Consider the following 20,232-nt stretch of genomic DNA (forward strand, 5'->3'; position numbering starts at 1 on the left):
ACGACGGGATCAGAAGCGGCGCGTGATGAGGGCGCGCTTCACTTCCTGGATCGCCTTCGTGACCTCGATGCCTCGCGGGCAGGCGTCGGTGCAGTTGAAGGTCGTGCGGCAACGCCACACGCCGTCCTTGTCGTTCAGGATCTCCAGGCGCTGCTCGCCCGCCTCGTCGCGCGAGTCGAAGATGAAGCGGTGCGCGTTGACGATCGCCGCCGGGCCGAAGTACTGGCCGTCGTTCCAGAACACCGGGCACGAGGACGTGCACGCGGCGCACAGGATGCACTTGGTGGTGTCGTCGAAGCGCTCGCGGTCCTCGGCGGACTGCAGGCGCTCGCGCGTCGGCTCGTTGCCCTTGGTGACCAGGAACGGCATGACGTCCCGGTACGCCTGGAAGAAGGGCTCCATGTCGACGACGAGGTCCTTCATCACCGTCAGGCCCTTGATGGCCTCGACCGTGATCGGCTTCTCCGGGTTGATGTCCTTGATCAGCGTCTTGCAGGCGAGCCTGTTCTTGCCGTTGATCCGCATCGCGTCGGAGCCGCAGATGCCGTGCGCGCACGAGCGGCGGAAGGTCAGCGTGCCGTCGAGGTCCCACTTGATCTTGTGGAGACCGTCGAGCACGCGCTCCTTCGGGTCGATCTCGATCTGGAAGTCCTGCCAGGTGGACTCCTCCGAGATCTCCGGGTTGAACCGGCGGATCCGGAACGTGACCGTGATGAACGGCGAAGCGGCGGCCGCCGCCTCCATCTGGTCCGTCTTGCTCAGGGTCGGGGTGGCCATCAGTACTTACGCTCCATCGGCTGGTAGCGGGTGACGACGACCGGCTTGTAGTCCAGGCGGACGGAGTCCTTGCCGTCGTCGCCGACCTCGCGGTACGCCATGGTGTGGCGCATGAAGTTGACGTCGTCGCGGTTCGGGTAGTCCTCGCGGTAGTGACCGCCGCGGGACTCCTTGCGCGCCAGCGCGGACACGGCCATGACCTCGGCCAGGTCGAGCAGGTTGCCCAGCTCGATGGCTTCCAGCAGGTCCGTGTTGAAGCGCTTGCCCTTGTCCTGGACGGACACGTTCAGGTAGCGCTCGCGCAGCTCCGCGATCTTCTCGACCGCGGTCTTGATCGTCTGCTCGGTGCGGAACACCATCACGCAGGCGTCCATCGTCTCCTGGAGCTCCAGGCGCAGCTCCGCGACCCGCTCGTTGCCCGTGGAGTTGCGCAGCCGCTCGACCTGGTCGATGACCTGCTGCGCCGGGTTCTCGGGCAGCTCGACGTAGTCGTGGGCGTGGGCGTACGCGGCCGCCGCGATGCCCGAGCGCTTGCCGAAGACGTTGATGTCCAGCAGCGAGTTGGTGCCCAGGCGGTTCGCGCCGTGCACCGACACGCACGCGACCTCGCCGGCCGCGTACAGGCCCGGGACGACGGTGGTGTTGTCCATGAGGACCTCACCCTCGACGTTCGTCGGGATGCCGCCCATGGCGTAGTGCGCGGTGGGCTGGATCGGGATCGGGTCCGTGTACGGCTCGATGCCCAGGTAGGTGCGCGCGAACTCGGTGATGTCCGGGAGCTTCGCGTCGAGCTGCTCCGGCGGCAGGTGCGTCAGGTCCAGGTACACGTGGTCACCGGCGGGACCGCAGCCGCGGCCCTCACGGATCTCGGTGTAGATGGAGCGCGAGACGACGTCACGGGACGCGAGGTCCTTCATGACCGGCGCGTACTTCTCCATGAAGCGCTCGCCGTCCTTGTTGCGGAGGATGCCGCCCTCACCGCGGGCGCCCTCCGTCAGCAGGATGCCCATGCGCCAGATGCCCGTCGGGTGGAACTGGAAGAACTCCATGTCCTCCAGCGGCAGGCCGCGGCGGTAGCACGCCGCCTGGCCGTCACCCGTGAGGGTGTGCGCGTTGGAGGTCACCTTGAAGAACTTGCCGGTGCCGCCCGAGGCGTAGATGACGGACTTGGCCTGGAACACGTGGATCTCGCCGGTGGCGAGCTCGTACGCGACCACGCCGGCCGACTTCTTGACGCCGTCCTCCTCGACCAGGAGCTGGTCCAGGACGTAGAACTCGTTGAAGAACTCCACGCCCTCCTTGACGCAGTTCTGGTACAGCGTCTGGAGGATCATGTGGCCGGTGCGGTCCGCGGCGTAGCAGGACCGGCGGACCGGCGCCTCGCCGTGGTTGCGGGAGTGTCCGCCGAAGCGGCGCTGGTCGATGGTGCCGTCCGGGGTGCGGTTGAACGGCAGGCCCATCTTCTCGAGGTCGAGGACCGCGTCGATGGCCTCCTTCGCCAGGATCTCGGCGGCGTCCTGGTCGACCAGGTAGTCACCGCCCTTGACCGTGTCGAAGGTGTGCCACTCCCAGTTGTCGTCCTCCACGTTGGCGAGCGCGGCGGCCATGCCGCCCTGCGCGGCGCCCGTGTGGGAGCGGGTGGGGTAGAGCTTGGTCAGCACGGCGGTGCGGCTGCGCTTCGTCGATTCGATGGCGGCGCGCATGCCTGCGCCGCCCGCCCCGACGATGACGGTGTCGTACTTGTGGATCTTCATTGGTTTCGCCTCAGCCCCGTTGCCTAGCGGATGTTCGGGTCGAAGGTGAAGATCACCAGCGTGCCCAGAAGAATGGTGAACACCGTGGCGGTGTAGAGCAGGCCCTTGAGCCACAGACGCGTGTTGGCGCGCTCCGCGTAGTCGTTGATGACGGTACGCAGACCGTTCGCGCCGTGCAGCATCGCGAGCCACAGCATCAGCAGGTCCCAGCCCTGCCAGAACGGGGAGGCCCAGCGGCCCGCCACGAAGGCGAAGCCGATCTTGGAGACGCCGCCGTCGAGGACGAGCTGGATCAGCAGGTGGCCGATGACCAGGACGACGAGCACGATGCCCGAGAGGCGCATGAAGAGCCACGCGACCATCTCGAAGTTGCCGCGCGTCGAGCGCGGCGTCTTGCTGGTGCGCTTGCGCGGGGCCTCGATGTACGGCGCCGGGTTGTCGACGTCGTAGAGGGACACGCCCTCCACGTCACCGATGCCCTTTTCGAAAGAAGTGTCAGAAGACATGCGTGTCACTTCCCGAAGAGTTCGAGGTAAGCGTGTCCGAGGACGGGGTACAGGGCCCCGACCATCAGCACGACCCAGATGCCCACCACGGTCCAGAGCATCTGCTTCTGGTAGCGGGGGCCCTTGGACCAGAAGTCCACGGCGATGACACGGAGACCGTTGAGCGCGTGGAACAGGATTGCGGCGACGAGGCCGTACTCCAGCAGCGCGACGATCGGAGTCTTGTAGGTAGCCACGACATCGTCGTACGCCTCGGGTGAGACGCGGACGAGAGCGGTGTCGAGGACGTGTACGAACAGGAAGAAGAAAATGAGGACGCCGGTGACTCGATGAGCCACCCAGGACCACATTCCTTCCCGGCCGCGGTACAACGTTCCAGCCGGCACGGAAAACCCTCCGGAAGCGGGGCGGGGGCCAGCCGGCTTCTTTGTCGGTCGGGCCCGGCCGGGTACGGTCCTCCGGCCCCGGACATCGTAGCGACGCTTTGTCGGTTCCCTTGCGCGGGGGCCATCGGTGTGATCAAACAGGCACGGACGGACTATCCCACAGGGGCGAATAGCCCGAATTCGGCAGCAGATACCCCATCTGCCGAGGTCAGCCAGTGTGTCAGGTCGGCGAGCCGGACCTGCGCGACGCGACGGAGCTCGTCCGCGGAGATCGCGCGCTCCTCGTCCACGTCCAGCTCCATCCGCCGCCGGATCGCGGCCAGCAGCTGGTCCGCCTGCTCCTCCGGAGTGGTCCCGTCGAGGCAGATCACGAAGGCGTGGGAGAAGGTCCGCTCGTACTCCGCGTGCGCCGCGTCGAGCGCGAGGAGCGCGGCGTACGAGGCCCCGTGCTCCAGCTCCGGCGGGAACTCGCAGGCCAGCGCCTCGGAGAGGTCCGCCTGGGAGAGGTCGTACGAAGCTTCGTCCGCGGCGGCGAGTAGCGCGCCGAAGTCGGGGTAAGGGCGGTGGGCGGCCACCCGGTGGGCCCAGCGCCCGCTGCCGCAGCAGTGCAGCAGGGCTGAATGGGCGGCTTCGGGGGGCAGGGCGTTGAACCGCTCGAGCCCGGAGCCGCCGAAGGGGCCGGTGCCGTCGAAAGGGTCGGAGTCGCCGAAGGCGCCGGCGCCGTGGAGGGAGTGGGAGCCGTGTGAAGGGTCGGAGCCTCCGCGGGCCTGTGCCGGAAGGTGGCTGGACAGCGGGGGGCTCCTCGTGGCGTGGCGCGGGTGTCCCGCCACGCTATCGACGCGGGGCCGGGTGTGTCGTACCCATTCGCGGATTTCACTCGGAAGTGAGCCGAAAGGATGACGGGAGCGCGTGCCGGACCGGGCGCGGGGCCACTTGGGGCCCCCGCGTGGGCCGGGGCATGATGGCCGTGGGGACGGCGCGGAAGGGGAGGGCGACCGAGGCCGCCACCCCCCACAGGAGAGGCCCCGGCCGCCATCCGTCGCGGACTCGTGCGACAAGCCCGCACCCCTGTCAGCGTCTTCGGTGCGTTTTGTGTCACACCTCGCTCCGCGCAGGGATGGTTGCACGTTGTACAACTCGTGGACGAAGGTGCTTGAAAGCCGTAACGTGCTGATTTGCGCCACACATACGGGACTGTGAACGGGTTGGGGATTTTGCTGGGGGACGACGCGGAGCTGACCACCGCGGTGCTCGCGGCACAAGACGGCGACGAGCTCGCGTTCCGTTCTGTGTACCGCTCCGTGCACCCGCGCCTGCTCGGATACGTCCGCACGCTCGTCGGGGACGGCGACGCGGAGGACGTCACCTCCGAAGCCTGGCTGCAGATCGCCCGCGACCTCGACTCCTTCACCGGCGACGCCGACCGCTTCCGCGGCTGGGCCGCCCGCATCGCCCGCAACCGCGCCCTCGACCACATCCGGATGCGCGGGCGCCGGCCCGCCGTCGGCGGGGACGAGACCGAGCTGACGGGGCACGCCGCCGAGTCCGACACCGCCGGCGAGGCCATGGAGTCCCTCTCCACCTGCCGCACCATGGAACTCATAGCCCAGCTCCCGCAGGACCAGGCCGAGGCCGTCGTCCTGCGGGTGGTCGTCGGCCTGGACGCCAAGAGCGCCGCCGAGACCCTGGGCAAGCGCCCCGGCGCGGTACGCACCGCCGCCCACCGGGGCCTGAAGAAGCTGGCAGAGCTGCTCGGCGCGGACGAGGACTTCGATCCGGAGTCCGGCCCCGAGGCCGGCACGGGCTCCGCAGTGGGCGTCGGCTCCGGGCGCCGGCGAGGCCTCGGTGATAATGACGCGAGTCGCGCACGGGGCGCCGGGGACGGGCGGGACCTCGACGCCGTACCGGCGCAGCGGGCCCGCGCCGCGGGCCTCGTAGAACAAACCGGTGTGACGCATTCACGTTGGCGGACGCAGAAGGACATGTGATGGCCGACGAGCGCGACAGGTGGCTGGACAAAGCCGCGGCGGACAGACTGCTGCGCGGAGAACCGGCCGCACCTGGCGCCGAGCACCAGGCCCGGGTCCGGTCCGAGCGGCTGCGCGCCGCCCTCGACGCTCTCGCCGAGCCTCCGCCCGCGGCCCCGGGCGGGCTGCCCGGCGAACTGCGCGGAGAGGCCGCCGCGGTCGCCGCCTTCCGCGCGCGCGGCTCCGTCCTGCGGGCGGAACTCCAGACGGGGGCTCCTGACGCCGCGCTGTTCGGCTCCGCGGACACGGTGGTCGAGCTCGGCCCGCAGGCCGGCCAGGCCGCAGCCCCTTCCCGGCGCGGCCGCCCGATCCGCTTCGCCCTCGCGGCCGCGGTGGCCGGCGTCGCCGTGGGCGGCCTGGCGGCCGCCGCGGGCACCGGACTGCTGGACCGGGACGCCCGGGACACCGCCGGCCGGGTGCCGGCCGTCTCGGTGTCGGTCGGCTCCTCCTCCGGGGCCTCGGCGGACGGCGGGTACGCGACACCCTTCGCGCTGCCCCGCACCACCACGCCGCCGGACGGCGGGGGCCGGAGCGGCAGCCCGAGCCCGGGCAACACCCCGGGCACGGACGGGCGTACGCCGGCGGCACCCGACGGCGTCTCCGGGGCGATCGGTGGCACCGGCGCGGAACCGTCCACGAGCGGCTCGACCGGAGACAAGAACGGCCACGACCGGTCCCTCCAGGGCGGCGCCGACGGCGCGACGACCGACCCCCGCGACGGTTCGGACCGGGACCGGGACCGGGACCGGGAGAGCCGCACCGGAGTGGTGCAGCTGTGCCGGGACTTCCGGTCGGGGAAGATCGACGAGGCCGGCCGCGAGAGGCTCGTGCGCCTGGCCAAGGGGCTGCTGCGGGTCCCGCGCTACTGCCAGCTGGTGCTCGACTCGGCCACCGGCGGGGGATCGGGCGCGGACGCGCCGGGCTCCCCACCGGGCTCGGACACGCCCCCGGAATCCCCGTCACGCTCACTGCAGCTGTCACCGGCCGGGACGGCTCCGCCGAAGGGCCCGGACGCGGGTCAGCGCCGCTGAGGGCCGGGTACCGGACACTGGCGTGAAACGGTTCGAACCCCCGCTGTAACACTTTTCGAACCGGTGGCGCAGTACATAACGAGCCGACTGGTCATCGGCAGCGCATGAGCCGGGGTTCCCCCCGTACCCCTGGGCTCTGCGCAACCGGCGCGGGCGGGATTCGTTCCCCCGATCCCGCCCGCGCCCTCAACTTCCGACCGTGGACGCCATGGACGCCATGGACGCCATGGACACAGGGATCCGGCCGGGAACGCCCGGCCCGGACGTCCCCGCTCGTCGCTCCCGCCCCCGGCCGCCGGCGGATCACCAGTAGACGACGACCTTGTCGCCGACCTTCACCGCGTCGAACAGCGTCGCCAGCCTGGCCTTGTCCCGGACGTTCACGCAGCCGTGCGAGGCTCCGGCGTATCCGCGGGCGGCGAAGTCGGCCGAGTAGTGCACGGCCTGGCCCCCGTTGAAGAACATCGAGTACGGCATCGGCGTGTGGTAGATCGTGGACGTCCAGTCCTTGGCCTTCCACTCCACCTTGAACTCGCCCTCGCGGGTCGGGGTCTTCTCCGAGCCGAAGCGCACGTCCAGCGTGGAGACGACCTTCCCGTCGATCATCCAGGCGAGGGTGCGGCTCTCCTTGCTGATGCACATCACCCGGCCCGTCATGCAGCGTGCGTCGGGCGCGTCAGGCTCGTTGACGGTCGGCGGGCGCAGCTCGGCGGCGGTCGGCTTCTTGGTGGCGTTCTGGATCTTCTTCCAGGTGGGCTCGTCCACGCCGCCGGTGGCGGGCAGGCCGTTCTTCGCCTGGAAGGACTTGACCGCCGCGGTCGTCTTCGAACCGTAGAAACCGGTCGGAGCGACCGTCATCAGCTTGAGCTGGCGCAGCCGGGCCTGCAGTTCACGGACCAGCTCGCTGTCGTCGCCGTTCGCCATGACCTGCTTCACGGTCGGCGAGGGCGAAGCGGAAGCCGAGGGAGACGGCGACGCGGACGGGGACGCCGACGGCGTGGCGTCGCCCGGCTTCCCGTCCGTGGACGGCGAGGCGTCGGGAGAGGCGACCGCCGTGGGCGATGCGGGCCCGGAAGAACCGGGGCCCGCGGACCCCGTCTCCTGCGGCCCGCAGGCGGTCGCGGCAAGCGCGACGGCGGTGGCCAGGCCCAGTGCGCGAACTATTGCTCTCTGGCGGTGCATAGCGGTCCCCCGATTTCTACGTGTGTATCTAGGTGATGCGACGTGGGCGTGGTCAGTTGCAGGGTCGGCCGCGATGTTGCGCCATTGTGACCAGCGGCCACCACGCGGTAGCCGCGGGGACGTTTTATCAGCCCCGGGCCCCTCGGATCCACGAAGGAGCGCGTCACATGGAGCGGCACACCGAGAGCGGGATCCCGATCGCGCCCGTCTACCGGCCGGGTGACCTCGCCGGCTGGGACCCCGGGACCGAACTGGGAGAGCCGGGGGAGTACCCGTACACCCGGGGCGTCCACCCGACGATGTACACCGGACGGCCCTGGACCATGCGCCAGTACGCCGGGTTCGGTACGGCCGCCGAGTCCAACGCCCGCTACCGGCAGCTCATCGCGGGCGGCGCCGCCGGGCTGTCCGTGGCCTTCGACCTGCCCACCCAGATGGGGCACGACTCCGACGCCCCGCTCGCGCACGGCGAGGTCGGGAAGGTGGGCGTCGCGATCGACTCGGTCGAGGACATGCGGGTGCTGTTCGACGGGATCCCGCTCGACCGGGTGTCCACCTCGATGACGATCAACGCGCCGGCCGCGCTGCTGCTCCTGCTCTACCAACTGGTCGCCGAGGAGCAGGGGATCGAGCCCGGCCTGCTGACCGGAACGGTCCAGAACGACGTGCTGAAGGAGTACATCGCACGGGGGACCTACATCTTCCCGCCCGGACCCTCCCTGAGGTTGACGGCCGACGTCTTCCGCTACTGCCGGGCCGAGCTCCCGAAGTTCAACACCATCTCCATCTCCGGCTACCACATGGCCGAGGCCGGGGCCTCGCCCGCGCAGGAGATCGCCTTCACGCTGGCCGACGCGATCGCGTACGTACGGACCGCGCTGGCCGCCGGGATGGAGGTCGACGCGTTCGCACCCCGGCTGTCGTTCTTCTTCGTCGCCCGCACCACCCTCCTGGAGGAGGTCGCGAAGTTCCGGGCCGCCCGGCGGATCTGGGCCCGCGTCATGCGCGAGGAGTTCGGCGCCCGGGACCCGAAGTCGCTGATGCTGCGCTTCCACACCCAGACCGCCGGGGTGCAGCTGACGGCACAGCAGCCGGAGCTCAACCTGGTGCGCGTCGCCGTGCAGGGCCTGACCGCCGTGCTGGGCGGCACCCAGTCGCTGCACACCAACTCCTTCGACGAGGCGATCGCGCTGCCCACCGAGAAGTCGGCCCGCCTCGCGCTGCGGACCCAGCAGGTGCTGGCGTACGAGACGGACGTGCCGCACACCGTCGACCCCTTCGCGGGGTCCTACGCGGTGGAGCGGATGACGGACGGGGTGGAGGCGGCGGCGCTCGACCTGATGGCGCGGGTCGAGGCGATGGGCGGGGCGGTGGCCGCGATCGAGGCGGGCTTCCAGAAGGCGGAGATCGAGCGGAACGCGTACCGGATCGCCCGGGAGACCGAGAGCGGCGAGCGCGTGGTGGTCGGGGTCAACCGCTTCGCGCTGGACGAGGAGGAGCCGTACGAGCCGCTGCGGGTGGATCCGGCGATCGAGGACCGGCAGCGGGCCTCCCTGGCCGCGCTGCGGGCGGGGCGCGACGGGGCGGCCGTGGACGAGGCGCTGGCGGCGCTGCGGGAGGCGGCGGCGGGCACGGAGAACGTGCTCTATCCGATGCGGGAGGCGCTGCGGGCCAGGGCCACGGTCGGGGAGGTGTGCGGTGCGCTGCGGGAGGTGTGGGGGACGTACGTGCCGGCTGATTCCAGCTGGTGAGCGTGGCTGATTCCGGTTCGGTCCCGATCCGTGAAATGGAGTGGCGCGACAGGTGTGTCCTCATGGGACACTCCTGCACATGCTGGGTGTCACAGATCTTCCGACGTATCTCGCCGGCCTGGTGCTGATCATTTTGCTGCCGGGGCCGAACTCGCTCTACGTGCTCTCCGTCGCCGCGCGCGGCGGGGTCCGCCGGGGGTACCGGGCCGCCGCCGGCGTGTTCACCGGGGACGCCCTGCTCATGACCCTGGCCGCGGTCGGCGCGGGGGCGCTGCTGCAGACCAGCCCGATCGTGTTCGGAGTCGTCAAACTGCTCGGCGCCGGGTACCTGACCTGGCTCGCCGTCGGCATGCTGCGGGGCGCGTGGACCATGTGGCGCGCCCGCCGCGAGCGCGCCGGAACCGACGGGCCCGGCGAGAGCGCCCCGGAAGTGGACGTGGCCGCCGCCGGGGTGAAGGCCGGCGAGACGGAGCGGCCCTACCGGCGGGCGCTGCTGATCAGCGTGTTCAACCCGAAGGCCATCCTGTTCCTGATGTCCTTCTTCGTGCAGTTCGTGGACACCGCCTACGCCTACCCGGCGCTGTCCTTCCTGCTGCTGGGCACCCTGATGCAGATCGGCAGCTTCCTCTACCTGACCACGCTGATCTTCGGCGGCAACCGCCTGGCGGCCGTCTTCCGGCGCCGCAAGCGCCTCGCCGCCGGGGCCAGCTCCGCGGCGGGCGTGCTGTTCCTGGGCTTCGCCGCGAAGCTCGCCGTCAGCTGATCCGGCGGGCGGTCAGCCGACCGCCCTGCGCAGCAGCCGGGCCACCCGGCGGGCCGCGCGGCTGCGGGGCAGGAAGGACAACTGCGCCGGGATGCCGCCCGGCAGGCCCAGGGTGGTCAGCCGGCCCCGGGTGAAGTAGCGCCAGGTGTCCGGGGTCAGCCCCGCGGCGAGCCAGCGCTCGGCCTCCGTGCGGCGATGCGCCAGGAGCTTGGGCTGCATGGTGAAGCCCACCGCCGTGACCAGGCCCGCCAGCTCGGCCGCCACCCGTTCGGGTCCCGGCGGGGTCCAGGAGCGTACGGCCGCGGGGTCCGCGAGGTCGGGCAGCAGGGCGTCGGCCAGCACGAGCGGGATCCGGTTGCTGTTCGGGTACGGGGCCAGGCGCGCCAGCACGGCGCGCGTGCCGGTCCGGGCCACGGGGAGCCCGTACAGGGTGGCGGCGGTCAGCAGCCCCGTGGAGAAGCAGCCGACGACCAGGGCCGGGCGCAACCGCTCGTAGAGGGTCTCGGCGAGCACCGGGGTGTTCAGCACGGTGAGCCGTACGCCGAGCCGCTCGGCCTCCTCCTCCGCCCGGCGGGAGTAGGCGGCCGGGGCGCTGGGGTGCGGTTTGAACACCATCTCGCGGTGGCCCAGCGCGTGCGCCCCGCGGACCATCTCCACGTGCAGTTCCTCCTCCTCGTCGGCCGGCACCAGGTCGAGGGCGGAGAGGTACTGGCCCAGCAGGAGCGCGGGGGCCCCGAAGTCCGCGTCGGCCGGCGCGGCCGGCGCGGCCGGCGCGGCCGGCAGTTCCACCGGCATCTCCACGGCCGCTTCGAGCTCGCCGATGACCTTGAGGAAGGCCGCGGCCGGGATCGCCTCGGCCCGTACGCCGAACTCGGTCAGCAGCAGCGGCTCCAGGCCCGGTACGAGGTCCAGGTGCAGCACCCGCCGTACGCGCATTCCGAGCCCGGGGTCGAGGCGGAAGCGGGTGGGACCGTAGCTCATCAGGCCGTCGGCGTAGACCTCCATGGCCGCCCCGGGGAAGAGCCGGCACAGGCTCTGGGCGGGCGGCACCTGGAGCGATTCCACGATCAGCTCGACGCGGTCGGTGCCCAGCCCCCAGGAGGAGCGCAACTGGCGTTCCCACAGCGGGACGTCGTCGGGGCGCGGGCTCCAGGTGCTGGGGTGCTGCGGGGCGATGAAGGCGTTCCAGTCGAGGACCTCGTCGAAACGGGTGCTCAGGGTGGCGAAGCCGGGTGCGGCGGTCAGGCCCGGGGTGATCTCGGCGGTGACGGAGTGGTTGCTGGTCAGCAGGATCCGGCGGCCGGCGGGCGGGAAGAGGTCCGCGTCGAGGGCGGCGGCGAGGGTGGCCGTGCCGTAGAGGGTGGAGGCCATGAAGATCTGGGTGACGTTCACGCCTTCACCCCGGTGGACGAGGTGGACGAGGTGGACGCGGCGGGGGCCGAGGAGGTCGCGGGGGGCGTCGGGGGCGCGGGAGCCGCCGCGGCGGCTCCGGCCGTGCCGCGCCGGCGGAGCCTGCGGAGCAGGGCCGCGCGGTCGGCGTCCATCGTGTCCAGGGTCCGGTCCAGGAGCTGCTGCGGCATTCTGCCGAGTGCGGCCGTGCTCATCGAGCGGAGTTTTCTGGCCACGGGTGGTTCGAACCTTTCGATGGACCCGACATGGTGCGCGATAATCGCGCAGTATGTCCGGACGGCCTTCGGAAGCAGGAGATCGGATTCCCGGTCGGAAGCCGTTTCGGTCAACACCTGATCGAATGCCCGAATAAAATCGAGCTGCCGTTCGTCGCCGATTTGTGTCAGCGAGGTGGAGACCCCGCGACGGTAGAAGATCCCGGGCAGACCGACCGGCGCGAAGGACTCCGCCTCCCGGTGCAGCCGCCAGATCCACGGCCGGTCCTCCGCCGTCCGCAGACCGTCCGTGAAATGGAGCAGCCCGCGGTCCAGCAGCCGGCGGTGGTACATCCCCGCCCAGGCGAACGGATAGTCCACCGAGGTGGCGCGGCTGACGGGCAGGATCCCGGTGCGCGGATCGGCCGCCACCGACTCCGGCCCGTAGGGGACGCGCTGGACGATGCGCGTCCTGCCCGTGCACTGGACGTGGTCGGTACGGACGAAATCGCATTTCAGGGCCTCGATGGCGGCCAGGGTGCGGGCCAGGTGGCCCGGCGCCAGCCAGTCGTCCCCGTCCAGGAAGGCGATGTACTCGCCGCGGGCCGCGTCCAGGCCGGTGTTCCGCGCCGTCGCGAGGCCGCCGTTGCGCTCGTGTCTGAGGTGCACGGCGCCCGGCAGCTCGCGGGCCGCCCGCTCCAGGAGCGCGGGCGTCCCGTCCGTGGAGCGGTCGTCGACGAGCAGGAACTCGAAATCGTCCCGAGCGTTGAGTTCGAGGCTTTTCAGGGCATCCGGCGCATACGTCTGCACGTTGAAGAACGGCACGACAACAGAGAGCTTGAGCACTAGCGAGACATTAGAGCGCGGTTCGTCATTGACTGTGGCCCGGACGCGGATTCCATGTGAACGACGTACGGCGGGAGCGTTAACCCGCACGCTTTCGCATTGAATCGACGGGTTGTTAACCCGCTGTTGTGCGTTCGTTGGGCCGATCACCGAAAAGCCGGAATAACTTCTGCCGGGTGCCAGCAAGCAACAGCCCGGCCCCTGGGGCCGCCCTCCGTGTGGCCGTCCTCGCCGATTCCGACACCCGCTGGAAATGGGGAGCGCTCACCGCGCGCCGTCTCGCCCCCGAGCCGGACTCCGTCCACCTGACGGGATACCTGCTCCGCGGCCGGGCCACGCCCACCGCGCGCCAGCTCGGCGAGGTCGGGGTCGCGGCGGACCGGCTCACCGAAGTCACCTGCGCGCAGTTCCTCGCCGAACTCCGCACGCCGGAGCGGGAGCCGTACGACGTGATCGTCCTCGCCCTGGTCGGCGGCGCCGTCCAGGCCGTCCTGCACGGGGCCCGGGCCCTGTGGCCGCAGCCGGCCGCGCGGCCGGTGTTCGTCACCGGGTACGTCGGGGTCGTCTACGAGAAGCTCGCCGACGGCCTGCTGCTGCGCCACGGGGCCGACCTGGTCCTCGCCAACTCCCGCCACGACGCCGGGCGGTTCCGCGGGGTCTACGAGGGAGTCGGCGCGGACGCCGGAGCCGTCGTGGAGACCGCGCTGCCCTTCCTCGACGGGCAGCCGTACGAGCCCGTGAGCACCACCGCCCACCGGGTGGTCTTCGCCGTCCAGCCGTCCGTGCCGGACACCCGGGCGGACCGCGCCTACCTGCTGCGCCGCGCCGCTGAACACGCCCGGCTGCACCCCGGGCGCGAGGTGCTGATCAAACTGCGCAGCCGGCCGGGGGAGCACACCACGCACCTGGAGGAGCTCCCGTACCAGCGCCTCGCGGAGCAGCTCCCCGGCGGCCTCCCCTCCAACTGCCGTCTGGTGTACGGGAACATGGGCGAGGTCCTGGACACCACGGACCTGCTGGTCACCGTCTCCTCCACGGCGGCCCTGGAATCCCTCCACCGGGGCATCCCGACGGCCGTCCTGACCGACCTCGGCGTCCGCGAGACCCTCGGCAACCACCACTTCCTGGGCTCCGGCTGCATGGCCTCCTGGACCCAGCTCGACGCGGGCCTGCTCCCGAAGGCGGATCCGGACTGGCTGGCGGCCCAGGGCGTGGGCACCCCGGCGGCCGGATCGGCCGGACTGGCGGAACCGGCCGGACCGACCGGACTGGCCGGACCGACCGGATCGGCCGGCGGGCGCGACCCCTACACCGCCGCGCGGGCACGCCTCACGGAACTGCTGGACGGGGGCCCGCTCCCGGCCGTCGCGCCCTACTACACGCAGGACACCGCGCCGGGATACCTGCCCGGGATCCTGGCCAGACACCATCTCGGCCCCGACGGGCACCCGTTGCCCGGCGCGGCCCGGACCGACGCCGGTGGCTCCCGGCTGCGCCGCCGGCTCCGCGCCCACCTGCGCGAAGCCGCCCGCGGCGCCTACCGCCACGGCGTCCAGCGCGTCGCGCCGGTGATCCGCCGCCTGGGGGAGCTGTGAGCCCCCGCCCGGCCGGAGCCGTTACCCGCGCCGCCGTTGCGCGCGCCGCTGCCACCCGCGCCGCCGCCCACCGCGCCGCCGCCTCCGCTGCTCCTGACGTCACCGCCGCCGTCACCGCCGCCGTCCCCGCCCCGGCCACCGCGGGCTCCCGCCGCGAGGCCCGCGCCGTGCCCAGGGTGCTCGCCGTGATTCCCGCACGCGGGGGGTCCAAGGGAGTGCCCGGGAAGAACCTGGCCGACGTCGGCGGGATGCCGCTCGTGGTCAGGGCCGTCCGGGCCTGCCTGGGCGCCGCGACCGTCACCGACGTGCTCGTGTCCACCGACTCCGAGGCCATCGGCGACGCCGCCCGCGGAGCCGGGGCCGTGGTGCTGCGGCGCCCCGCCGGGATCTCCGGGGACACCGCCACCAGCGAGGCCGCCGTGCTGCACGCGCTCGACTCCTTCGAGGAACTGCACTCCGTCACCGTCGACGTGGTCCTCCTCGTCCAGTGCACCAGCCCCTTCGTCACCGCCTCCGACGTGGAGTCCGTCGCCGCAGCCGTCGCGTCCGGCGCCGCCGACTCCGCGCTCACCGCGGCCCCCTTCCACGGCTTCCTCTGGCGGGCGGCCCCCGACGGCTCCGGCACCGGGGTCAACCACGACATCTCGTACCGCCCCCGCCGCCAGGACCGCCCCCAGGACCTCCTGGAGACCGGCGCCGCCTACGCCATGGACGCCGCGGGCTTCCGGACCGCCCGCCACCGCTTCTTCGGGCGGACCCTCCCGGTCGCCACCGACCCCGCACGGGTGCTGGAGATCGACGATCCCCACGACCTGGCCCGCGCCCGCGCCCTCGTACCCGTACTCACCCCCGTGGCCGCACCGGCCGCCACGCCCCGCTCCACCTCGGTCCACCCCTCAGCCCACACCCCGGTGCCGGCGTCCGTGCCCGCACCTCCCCGTACACCCCACGCTCCGAAGGACAGCCCTGCCATGACGGTCACCCCCACCCCCCGCCTCCGGACCTTCGGCTCCCGCATCGCCGGCCCCGGCCACCCCGTCTACGTCGTCGGCGAGATCGGCATCAACCACAACGGCGACCTCGGCAACGCCCTCGCCCTCATCGACGCCGCCGCCGAAGCCGGCTGTGACGCCGTGAAGTTCCAGAAGCGCACCCCCGAGATCTGCACCCCCCGCGACCAGTGGGACATCGAGCGCGACACCCCCTGGGGCCGGATGACCTACATCGACTACCGCCACCGCGTGGAGTTCGGCGAGAGCGAGTACCGCGCCATCGACGAGCACTGCGCCAAGCGCGGCATCGACTGGTTCGCCTCCCCGTGGGACACCGAGGCCGTCGCCTTCCTGGAGAAGTTCGACGTCCCCGCCCACAAGGTCGCCTCCGCCTCGCTGACCGACGACGAACTGCTGCGCGCCCTGCGCGCCACCGGCCGCACCGTCGTCCTCTCCACCGGCATGTCCACCCCGAAGCAGATCCGGCACGCGGTGGAGGTGCTCGGCAGTGACAACATCCTGCTCTGCCACGCCACTTCGACCTACCCGGCCAAGGCCGAGGAGCTCAACCTGCGGGTGATCAACACCCTTCAGGAGGAGTACCCCAACGTCCCGATCGGCTACTCCGGCCACGAGACGGGCCTGCAGACCACCCTGGCCGCCGTCGCGCTGGGCGCCACCTTCGTCGAGCGCCACATCACCCTCGACCGCGCGATGTGGGGCTCCGACCAGGCCGCCTCCGTCGAGCCGGGCGGCCTGACCCGCCTGGTCCGCGACATCCGCACCATCGAGACCGCGCTCGGCGACGGCATCAAGCGGGTCTACGACTCCGAGCTCGGCCCGATGAAGAAGCTCCGCCGCGTCCAGGGGGAGCTCGCCTCCGTCTGATCCTTCACGCACCCCTCGCACCCCTCGCACCCCTCGCACCCCTCGCACCCCTCGCACCCCTCGCACCCCTCGCACCCCTCGGCCCTGGCGGGCCTCCCGGGCTTCGGCGCGCTGCGCCGGACTCCGTCCGGCGTGCCGCCGGCCGCACCGTTCCCATCCACCCTCTGACGAGGAGCACGTGGTGACACCCTCAGCCCCCGCCCCGACCCTGGCCTTCGTCGAAAGCCCGGTCCAGCTCCTCAACGTCCTGGAGTGGGCGCACGCCCAAGGCGCCGGCCGGCGCCTGGGAGTCGTCCCGCGCCAGCCGGCCCGCGGCGGCGGGACCGATCCGGGGCAGGCCGGGGCGGGCCCGGCCGGGCCGGGCTCGGTGGAGGGTCTGCGGATCGTGGTGCTCCCGCCCACCGACCCCATGTCCCGGGGCCAGCTCCGCCGGATGGCCGGGCTGGCCCGGGACGAGGGGCACGAGGTGCGGTGGCAGGAGGCCCGCGGCGGCCGGTTCGCGCCGTTCAAGGCCTTCGCGGCGCTCGCGCGGGAAGTGCGTTCGGCCGAGCGGGTGGTGATAGGGGATCCGTTCTCCCGCTACGTGCAGCTGCTGCTCACCCTGGTCCGGGCCGAGGAGCTCGTCGTGGTCGACGACGGCACCGCGACCATGGAGTTCGTCGCCCAGACGGCCCGCGGCGAGCGCCTCGTGCGCTGGCACCGGGTCGGCGGCGGAGGCCTCCCGGGCCGGCTGCGCGAGCTGGCGTACGCGCCGGTCTCGGCGACGGCCCGGCGGCGGTTCACCCCGGGTCCGGACGGGCGCCGCCGCGTCGAGGTGTTCACCTCGATGCCGGTCACCGCGCACGGCGGGATGACCGTACGGCTCAACGACTTCGCGTGGACCCGGGCCCGCTTCGGCCCGCCCCGCCTGACCAAGGGCACCGACCTGGTCGGGACCTCGCTGGTGGAGACCGGCGTGGTCGACCCGGACCGCTACCTGGAGGCGGTGCGCGCCCTGACCCTGGAACACGGGGCCACCCGCTACTTCGCCCACCGCCGGGAATCCCCGGAGAAGCTGCGGAGCCTGAGCGAGGCCACCGGGCTGGAGATCGTACGTCCCGACCTGCCGCTGGAGCTGATCGCCAGGCGGGGTCCGGTCGGCCGGACGATCGTCAGCTTTCCTTCCACGGTGGTCCACACGCTGCCCTACGCCCTGATCGGCACCGGCGTGACGGTGGCCGTATGCGATGTGGATCCGAGCTGGCTGACCGCATCGGCCTCGGAGCGGGCCCGCGGTTTCCTCGCCGGAGTCACCGACACCGCCCGTGATGTGCACAGACTTCCTGCTCAAGCGGCTCCGGCAGCCGGATGAGTGGAGGGGTGAGCGCGCGAGTTTACCCGCGCCTTCATCCGGTCATGCGTCCAGAGGTCGGGTTTCTTTCCCCTAACGGCATGAACTTTTGGTGATCTCCAGCCAGTTGACCCATGGGTGGGCCTACCCTTAAACGGGTGAACCAGTTGATGTCCCGCGAGTCCCAGACCGCCCTGCCCGGCAAGCCCGACCGGCCCGAGCTGCCCGGCAAGCTTCCGGACCACCTGCGTGCCGAACTGATCGCCTTCCGCCGGGACTTGCACATGCATCCCGAGCTAGGACATCACGAGTTCCGCACCACCGCGGCGATCAAGGCCCGGCTGGAGAAAGCGGGCCTGCGCCCGCGGGTGCTGAAGTCGGGCACCGGGCTCATCTGTGACGTGGGCACGTGGGACGGGGTACGGCCGATGCTGGCCCTGCGCGCGGACATCGACGCCCTGCCCATCCCGGACGCCAAGACGCACGTCTCGTACCGCTCGACCGTCCCGGACCGCGCCCACGCCTGCGGCCACGACGTGCACACCGCGGTGGTGCTCGGTGCCGGCCTCGTCCTCGCCGAGCTCGACCGCCGCGGGGAGCTGCCCCGCCCGGTGCGGCTGCTCTTCCAGCCCGCCGAGGAGGTGCTGCCCGGCGGCGCCACCGAGGCCATCGACTCCGGGGTGCTGGACGGCGTGGGCAAGATCATCGCCGTGCACTGCGACCCGCGGGTCGACGCCGGCCGGATCGGCCTGCGCGCCGGGCCCATCACCTCGGCCTGCGACCGGCTGGAGGTCACCCTCGACGGCCCCGGCGGGCACACCGCCCGTCCGCACCTCACCACCGACCTGGTGACGGCGGCCGCCCGGCTCGCCCTCGACCTGCCCGCCGTGCTGGCCAAGCGGATGGACGCCCGCTCGGGCATGTCCGTCACCTGGGGCCGGATCGAGGCCGGGCACGCCTGCAACGTGATCCCGATGCACGCGGAGCTGTCCGGAACCGTTCGCTGCCTGGACCTGGCCTCCTGGCACGAGGCCCCCGACCAGATCCACGCCGTCATCGACGAGATCGCCTCGATGCACCGGGCCAAGTCGGAGATCACCTACGTGCGCGGGGTGCCCCCGGTCGTCAACGACCCGGCGGTCACCGAACTGCTCCGCGAGGCGATGGGCGCCCGTCGCGGGGCCGCCTCGGTCGAGGATACCGAGCAGAGCCTGGGCGGAGAGGACTTCTCCTGGTACCTGGAGCACGTCCCCGGAGCCATGGCGCGCCTGGGCGTCCGTAAGCCCGGGGACACCGCGAAGCGGGATCTGCACCGGGGCGACTTCGACGTGGACGAGGCCGCGATCGGGGTCGGCGTGGAGTTCTTCACGGCCGCGGCCCTGCTCGACGGGCACCCCGTCGAGGGGCGACGCGCCGGGCTCGCGGGGTCGGCGGGGTAGAAGTTCCTACAACATCGGCGATTGATCCGGCGGACGCGTCCAGCCCTTGGTACACATGGGCTGGACGCGTCGGCAGTTACTGGTCGGTCACTGTCTGATTCACGACGATCCGATAACGACTCATGAACGGGCCTTTAACTGACATCTACGCGCGTTACGATCGCGGCGAAACCAGCGCCGGTCGTGGCGCTTCGGTCAGGTTTTGAAGGAGCCTCCCCTTGCGCCGGATCACCAGGATCGCCACCGTGGGCATCGCCTCTGCGGCGCTGGCCCTCTCGGCCACCGCCTGTGGCGGTAAGAAGTCCTCGGACTCGTCTTCGTCCGCCTCCACCTCCTCGGAGGGGTCCGCCGCCATCGCGTACGACATCGGTGGCCGCGGCGACCAGTCGTTCAACGACGCCGCCTACGCGGGCCTCTCGAAGGCCACCACGGACCTCAAGGTCAAGGGCGCCGAGGCTGAGCCCACCGATGGAGAGGGCGAGGCCGACAAGGTCCAGCGCCTCACCGAGCTGGCCCGCAAGGGCAACAACCCGGTCATCGGCGTCGGCTTCGCCTACGCGCCGGCCATCAAGAAGGTCGCCGAGAAGTTCCCGAACACCACGTTCGGCATCATCGACGACACCTCGGTGACCGCGAAGAACATCGCCAACCTCGTCTTCAACGAGGAGCAGGGCTCCTACCTGGCCGGCGTCGCCGCCGCCAAGGCGTCCAAGACCGGCACGGTCGGCTTCATCGGCGGTGTCGAGGTTCCGCTGATCAAGAAGTTCGAGGCGGGCTTCGCCCAGGGCGTCAAGGACACCAACCCGAACGCCAAGGTGCTCACCCAGTACCTGACCCAGCCGCCGAACTTCGACGGCTTCGCCAAGCCCGACCTGGGCAAGGCCGCGGCCGAGGGCCAGCTCGACAAGGGCGCCGACGTGATCTACTCGGCCGCCGGTCTGGCCGGCTCGGGTGCCATCGAGGCCGCCTCCGCCAAGGGCAAGTGGTCCATCGGCGTCGACTCGGACCAGTACAACCAGGCCGGTCTGGCGAAGTACAAGGAGTTCATCCTGACCTCGGTCACCAAGGATGTCGCCGACTCCGTCTACAACCTGATCAAGTCGGTCAAGGACGGCAAGCCCGAGTCCGGCGAGGTCCGCTACGGCCTGGACAAGGACGGCGTCGGCCTGGCCGACTCCAACCCGAAGTACAAGGAGATGACTGACGTCGTCGCCGCGGTCGAGAAGGCCAAGGCCGACATCATCGCCAAGAAGATCGAGGTCAAGACCGCGCCGTAAGGCCTGGTCCGACTCGCTGCACACGTGATACCCGGGGTCCGGGAAGCGGTCTCATCGCTCCCGGGCCCCGGCCCGTGTCCCGTG

17 protein-coding genes and 1 pseudogene are annotated in these 20,232 nt (G+C 71.6%); 10 read left to right on the top strand and 8 right to left on the bottom strand.

Going from position 1 to position 20,232, the window contains the following annotated elements; all coding sequences use genetic code 11:
* Positions 1 to 9 precede the first annotated feature (9 nt).
* The 5 genes from ACFWBW_RS21095 to ACFWBW_RS21115 form a co-directional block, all read right to left on the bottom strand.
* On the bottom strand, positions 10 to 777 hold the full coding sequence (locus tag ACFWBW_RS21095) for a succinate dehydrogenase iron-sulfur subunit (RefSeq protein WP_266905268.1): 768 nt from the start codon (positions 775 to 777) through the stop codon (positions 10 to 12).
* Entirely contained in the window at positions 777 to 2,531 is a 1,755-nt protein-coding gene (gene sdhA / locus ACFWBW_RS21100) for a succinate dehydrogenase flavoprotein subunit (RefSeq protein WP_385374610.1), read from the bottom strand. Before sdhA ends, ACFWBW_RS21095 begins: the two co-directional genes overlap by 1 nt.
* 23 nt (positions 2,532 to 2,554) lie before the next feature.
* The gene (locus ACFWBW_RS21105) at positions 2,555 to 3,037 is read right to left on the bottom strand and encodes a succinate dehydrogenase hydrophobic membrane anchor subunit (protein ID WP_243333595.1); all 483 of its coding nucleotides are present in this window, start codon (positions 3,035 to 3,037) and stop codon (positions 2,555 to 2,557) included.
* Positions 3,038 to 3,042: 5 nt separating this feature from the next.
* Positions 3,043 to 3,423, bottom strand: a complete 381-nt coding sequence (gene sdhC, locus ACFWBW_RS21110; RefSeq protein ID WP_266880720.1) for a succinate dehydrogenase, cytochrome b556 subunit — start codon at positions 3,421 to 3,423, stop codon at positions 3,043 to 3,045.
* Positions 3,424 to 3,575: 152 nt separating this feature from the next.
* On the bottom strand, positions 3,576 to 4,253 hold the full coding sequence (locus tag ACFWBW_RS21115) for a 2-oxo-4-hydroxy-4-carboxy-5-ureidoimidazoline decarboxylase (protein ID WP_385374613.1): 678 nt from the start codon (positions 4,251 to 4,253) through the stop codon (positions 3,576 to 3,578).
* Positions 4,254 to 4,637: 384 nt separating this feature from the next.
* On the opposite strand from ACFWBW_RS21115, the gene ACFWBW_RS21120 reads away from it, so the two are divergent.
* On the top strand, positions 4,638 to 5,411 hold the full coding sequence (locus ACFWBW_RS21120) for an RNA polymerase sigma factor (RefSeq protein WP_385374700.1): 774 nt from the start codon (positions 4,638 to 4,640) through the stop codon (positions 5,409 to 5,411).
* The gene (locus ACFWBW_RS21125) at positions 5,411 to 6,481 is read left to right on the top strand and encodes a hypothetical protein (protein ID WP_385374615.1); all 1,071 of its coding nucleotides are present in this window, start codon (positions 5,411 to 5,413) and stop codon (positions 6,479 to 6,481) included. Before ACFWBW_RS21120 ends, ACFWBW_RS21125 begins: the two co-directional genes overlap by 1 nt.
* Positions 6,482 to 6,784: 303 nt before the next feature.
* Here the strand turns inward: ACFWBW_RS21125 and ACFWBW_RS21130 are convergent, their stop codons facing one another.
* Positions 6,785 to 7,405, bottom strand: coding sequence for a L,D-transpeptidase family protein (locus ACFWBW_RS21130; RefSeq protein WP_385374617.1), 621 nt, complete (start codon positions 7,403 to 7,405; stop codon positions 6,785 to 6,787).
* A gap of 425 nt (positions 7,406 to 7,830) precedes the next feature.
* Here ACFWBW_RS21130 and ACFWBW_RS21135 point away from each other — a divergent pair, with 425 nt between their 5' ends.
* Both ACFWBW_RS21135 and leuE read left to right on the top strand, forming a co-directional pair.
* On the top strand, positions 7,831 to 9,414 hold the full coding sequence (locus ACFWBW_RS21135) for a methylmalonyl-CoA mutase (RefSeq protein WP_385374619.1): 1,584 nt from the start codon (positions 7,831 to 7,833) through the stop codon (positions 9,412 to 9,414).
* A 79-nt stretch (positions 9,415 to 9,493) separates the two neighbouring features.
* Positions 9,494 to 10,177 (top strand): leucine efflux protein LeuE, encoded by a 684-nt coding sequence (gene leuE, locus ACFWBW_RS21140; protein ID WP_385374621.1) that lies wholly within the window; start codon positions 9,494 to 9,496, stop codon positions 10,175 to 10,177.
* Positions 10,178 to 10,189: 12 nt separating this feature from the next.
* On the opposite strand, the gene ACFWBW_RS21145 is transcribed toward leuE, so the two are convergent.
* On the bottom strand, positions 10,190 to 11,548 hold the full coding sequence (locus tag ACFWBW_RS21145) for a polysialyltransferase family glycosyltransferase (protein ID WP_385374702.1): 1,359 nt from the start codon (positions 11,546 to 11,548) through the stop codon (positions 10,190 to 10,192).
* A gap of 17 nt (positions 11,549 to 11,565) precedes the next feature.
* Entirely contained in the window at positions 11,566 to 12,627 is a 1,062-nt protein-coding gene (locus ACFWBW_RS21150) for a glycosyltransferase family 2 protein (protein ID WP_385374623.1), read from the bottom strand.
* A 176-nt stretch (positions 12,628 to 12,803) separates the two neighbouring features.
* On the opposite strand from ACFWBW_RS21150, the gene ACFWBW_RS21155 reads away from it, so the two are divergent.
* The 6 genes and pseudogenes from ACFWBW_RS21155 (at position 12,804) to ACFWBW_RS21180 (ending at position 20,148) form a co-directional block, all read left to right on the top strand.
* Positions 12,804 to 14,222 carry a DUF6716 putative glycosyltransferase gene (locus ACFWBW_RS21155; protein WP_385374625.1) on the top strand — a complete coding sequence of 473 codons (1,419 nt, stop codon included), beginning with the start codon at positions 12,804 to 12,806 and terminating at the stop codon, positions 14,220 to 14,222.
* A 185-nt stretch (positions 14,223 to 14,407) separates the two neighbouring features.
* A pseudogene (locus ACFWBW_RS21160) lies at positions 14,408 to 14,761 on the top strand (cytidylyltransferase domain-containing protein); the annotation flags it as partial.
* 432 nt (positions 14,762 to 15,193) lie between these two features.
* Positions 15,194 to 16,102 (top strand): N-acetylneuraminate synthase family protein, encoded by a 909-nt coding sequence (locus ACFWBW_RS21165; RefSeq protein WP_385374704.1) that lies wholly within the window; start codon positions 15,194 to 15,196, stop codon positions 16,100 to 16,102.
* Between the two features lie 181 nt (positions 16,103 to 16,283).
* Positions 16,284 to 17,453: a hypothetical protein gene (locus ACFWBW_RS21170; protein WP_385374627.1), complete on the top strand. Its 1,170-nt coding sequence runs from the start codon at positions 16,284 to 16,286 to the stop codon at positions 17,451 to 17,453.
* A 149-nt stretch (positions 17,454 to 17,602) separates the two neighbouring features.
* A complete protein-coding gene (locus ACFWBW_RS21175; protein ID WP_385374706.1) occupies positions 17,603 to 18,871 on the top strand; it encodes an amidohydrolase in 1,269 nt (422 codons plus the stop codon).
* Between the two features lie 218 nt (positions 18,872 to 19,089).
* Positions 19,090 to 20,148: a BMP family protein gene (locus ACFWBW_RS21180; RefSeq protein ID WP_385374629.1), complete on the top strand. Its 1,059-nt coding sequence runs from the start codon at positions 19,090 to 19,092 to the stop codon at positions 20,146 to 20,148.
* Positions 20,149 to 20,232: the final 84 nt, after the last annotated feature.

The sequence above is a fragment of the Streptomyces sp. NPDC059957 genome (assembly GCF_042730015.1).
In the GTDB taxonomy this organism is placed as follows: domain Bacteria; phylum Actinomycetota; class Actinomycetes; order Streptomycetales; family Streptomycetaceae; genus Streptomyces.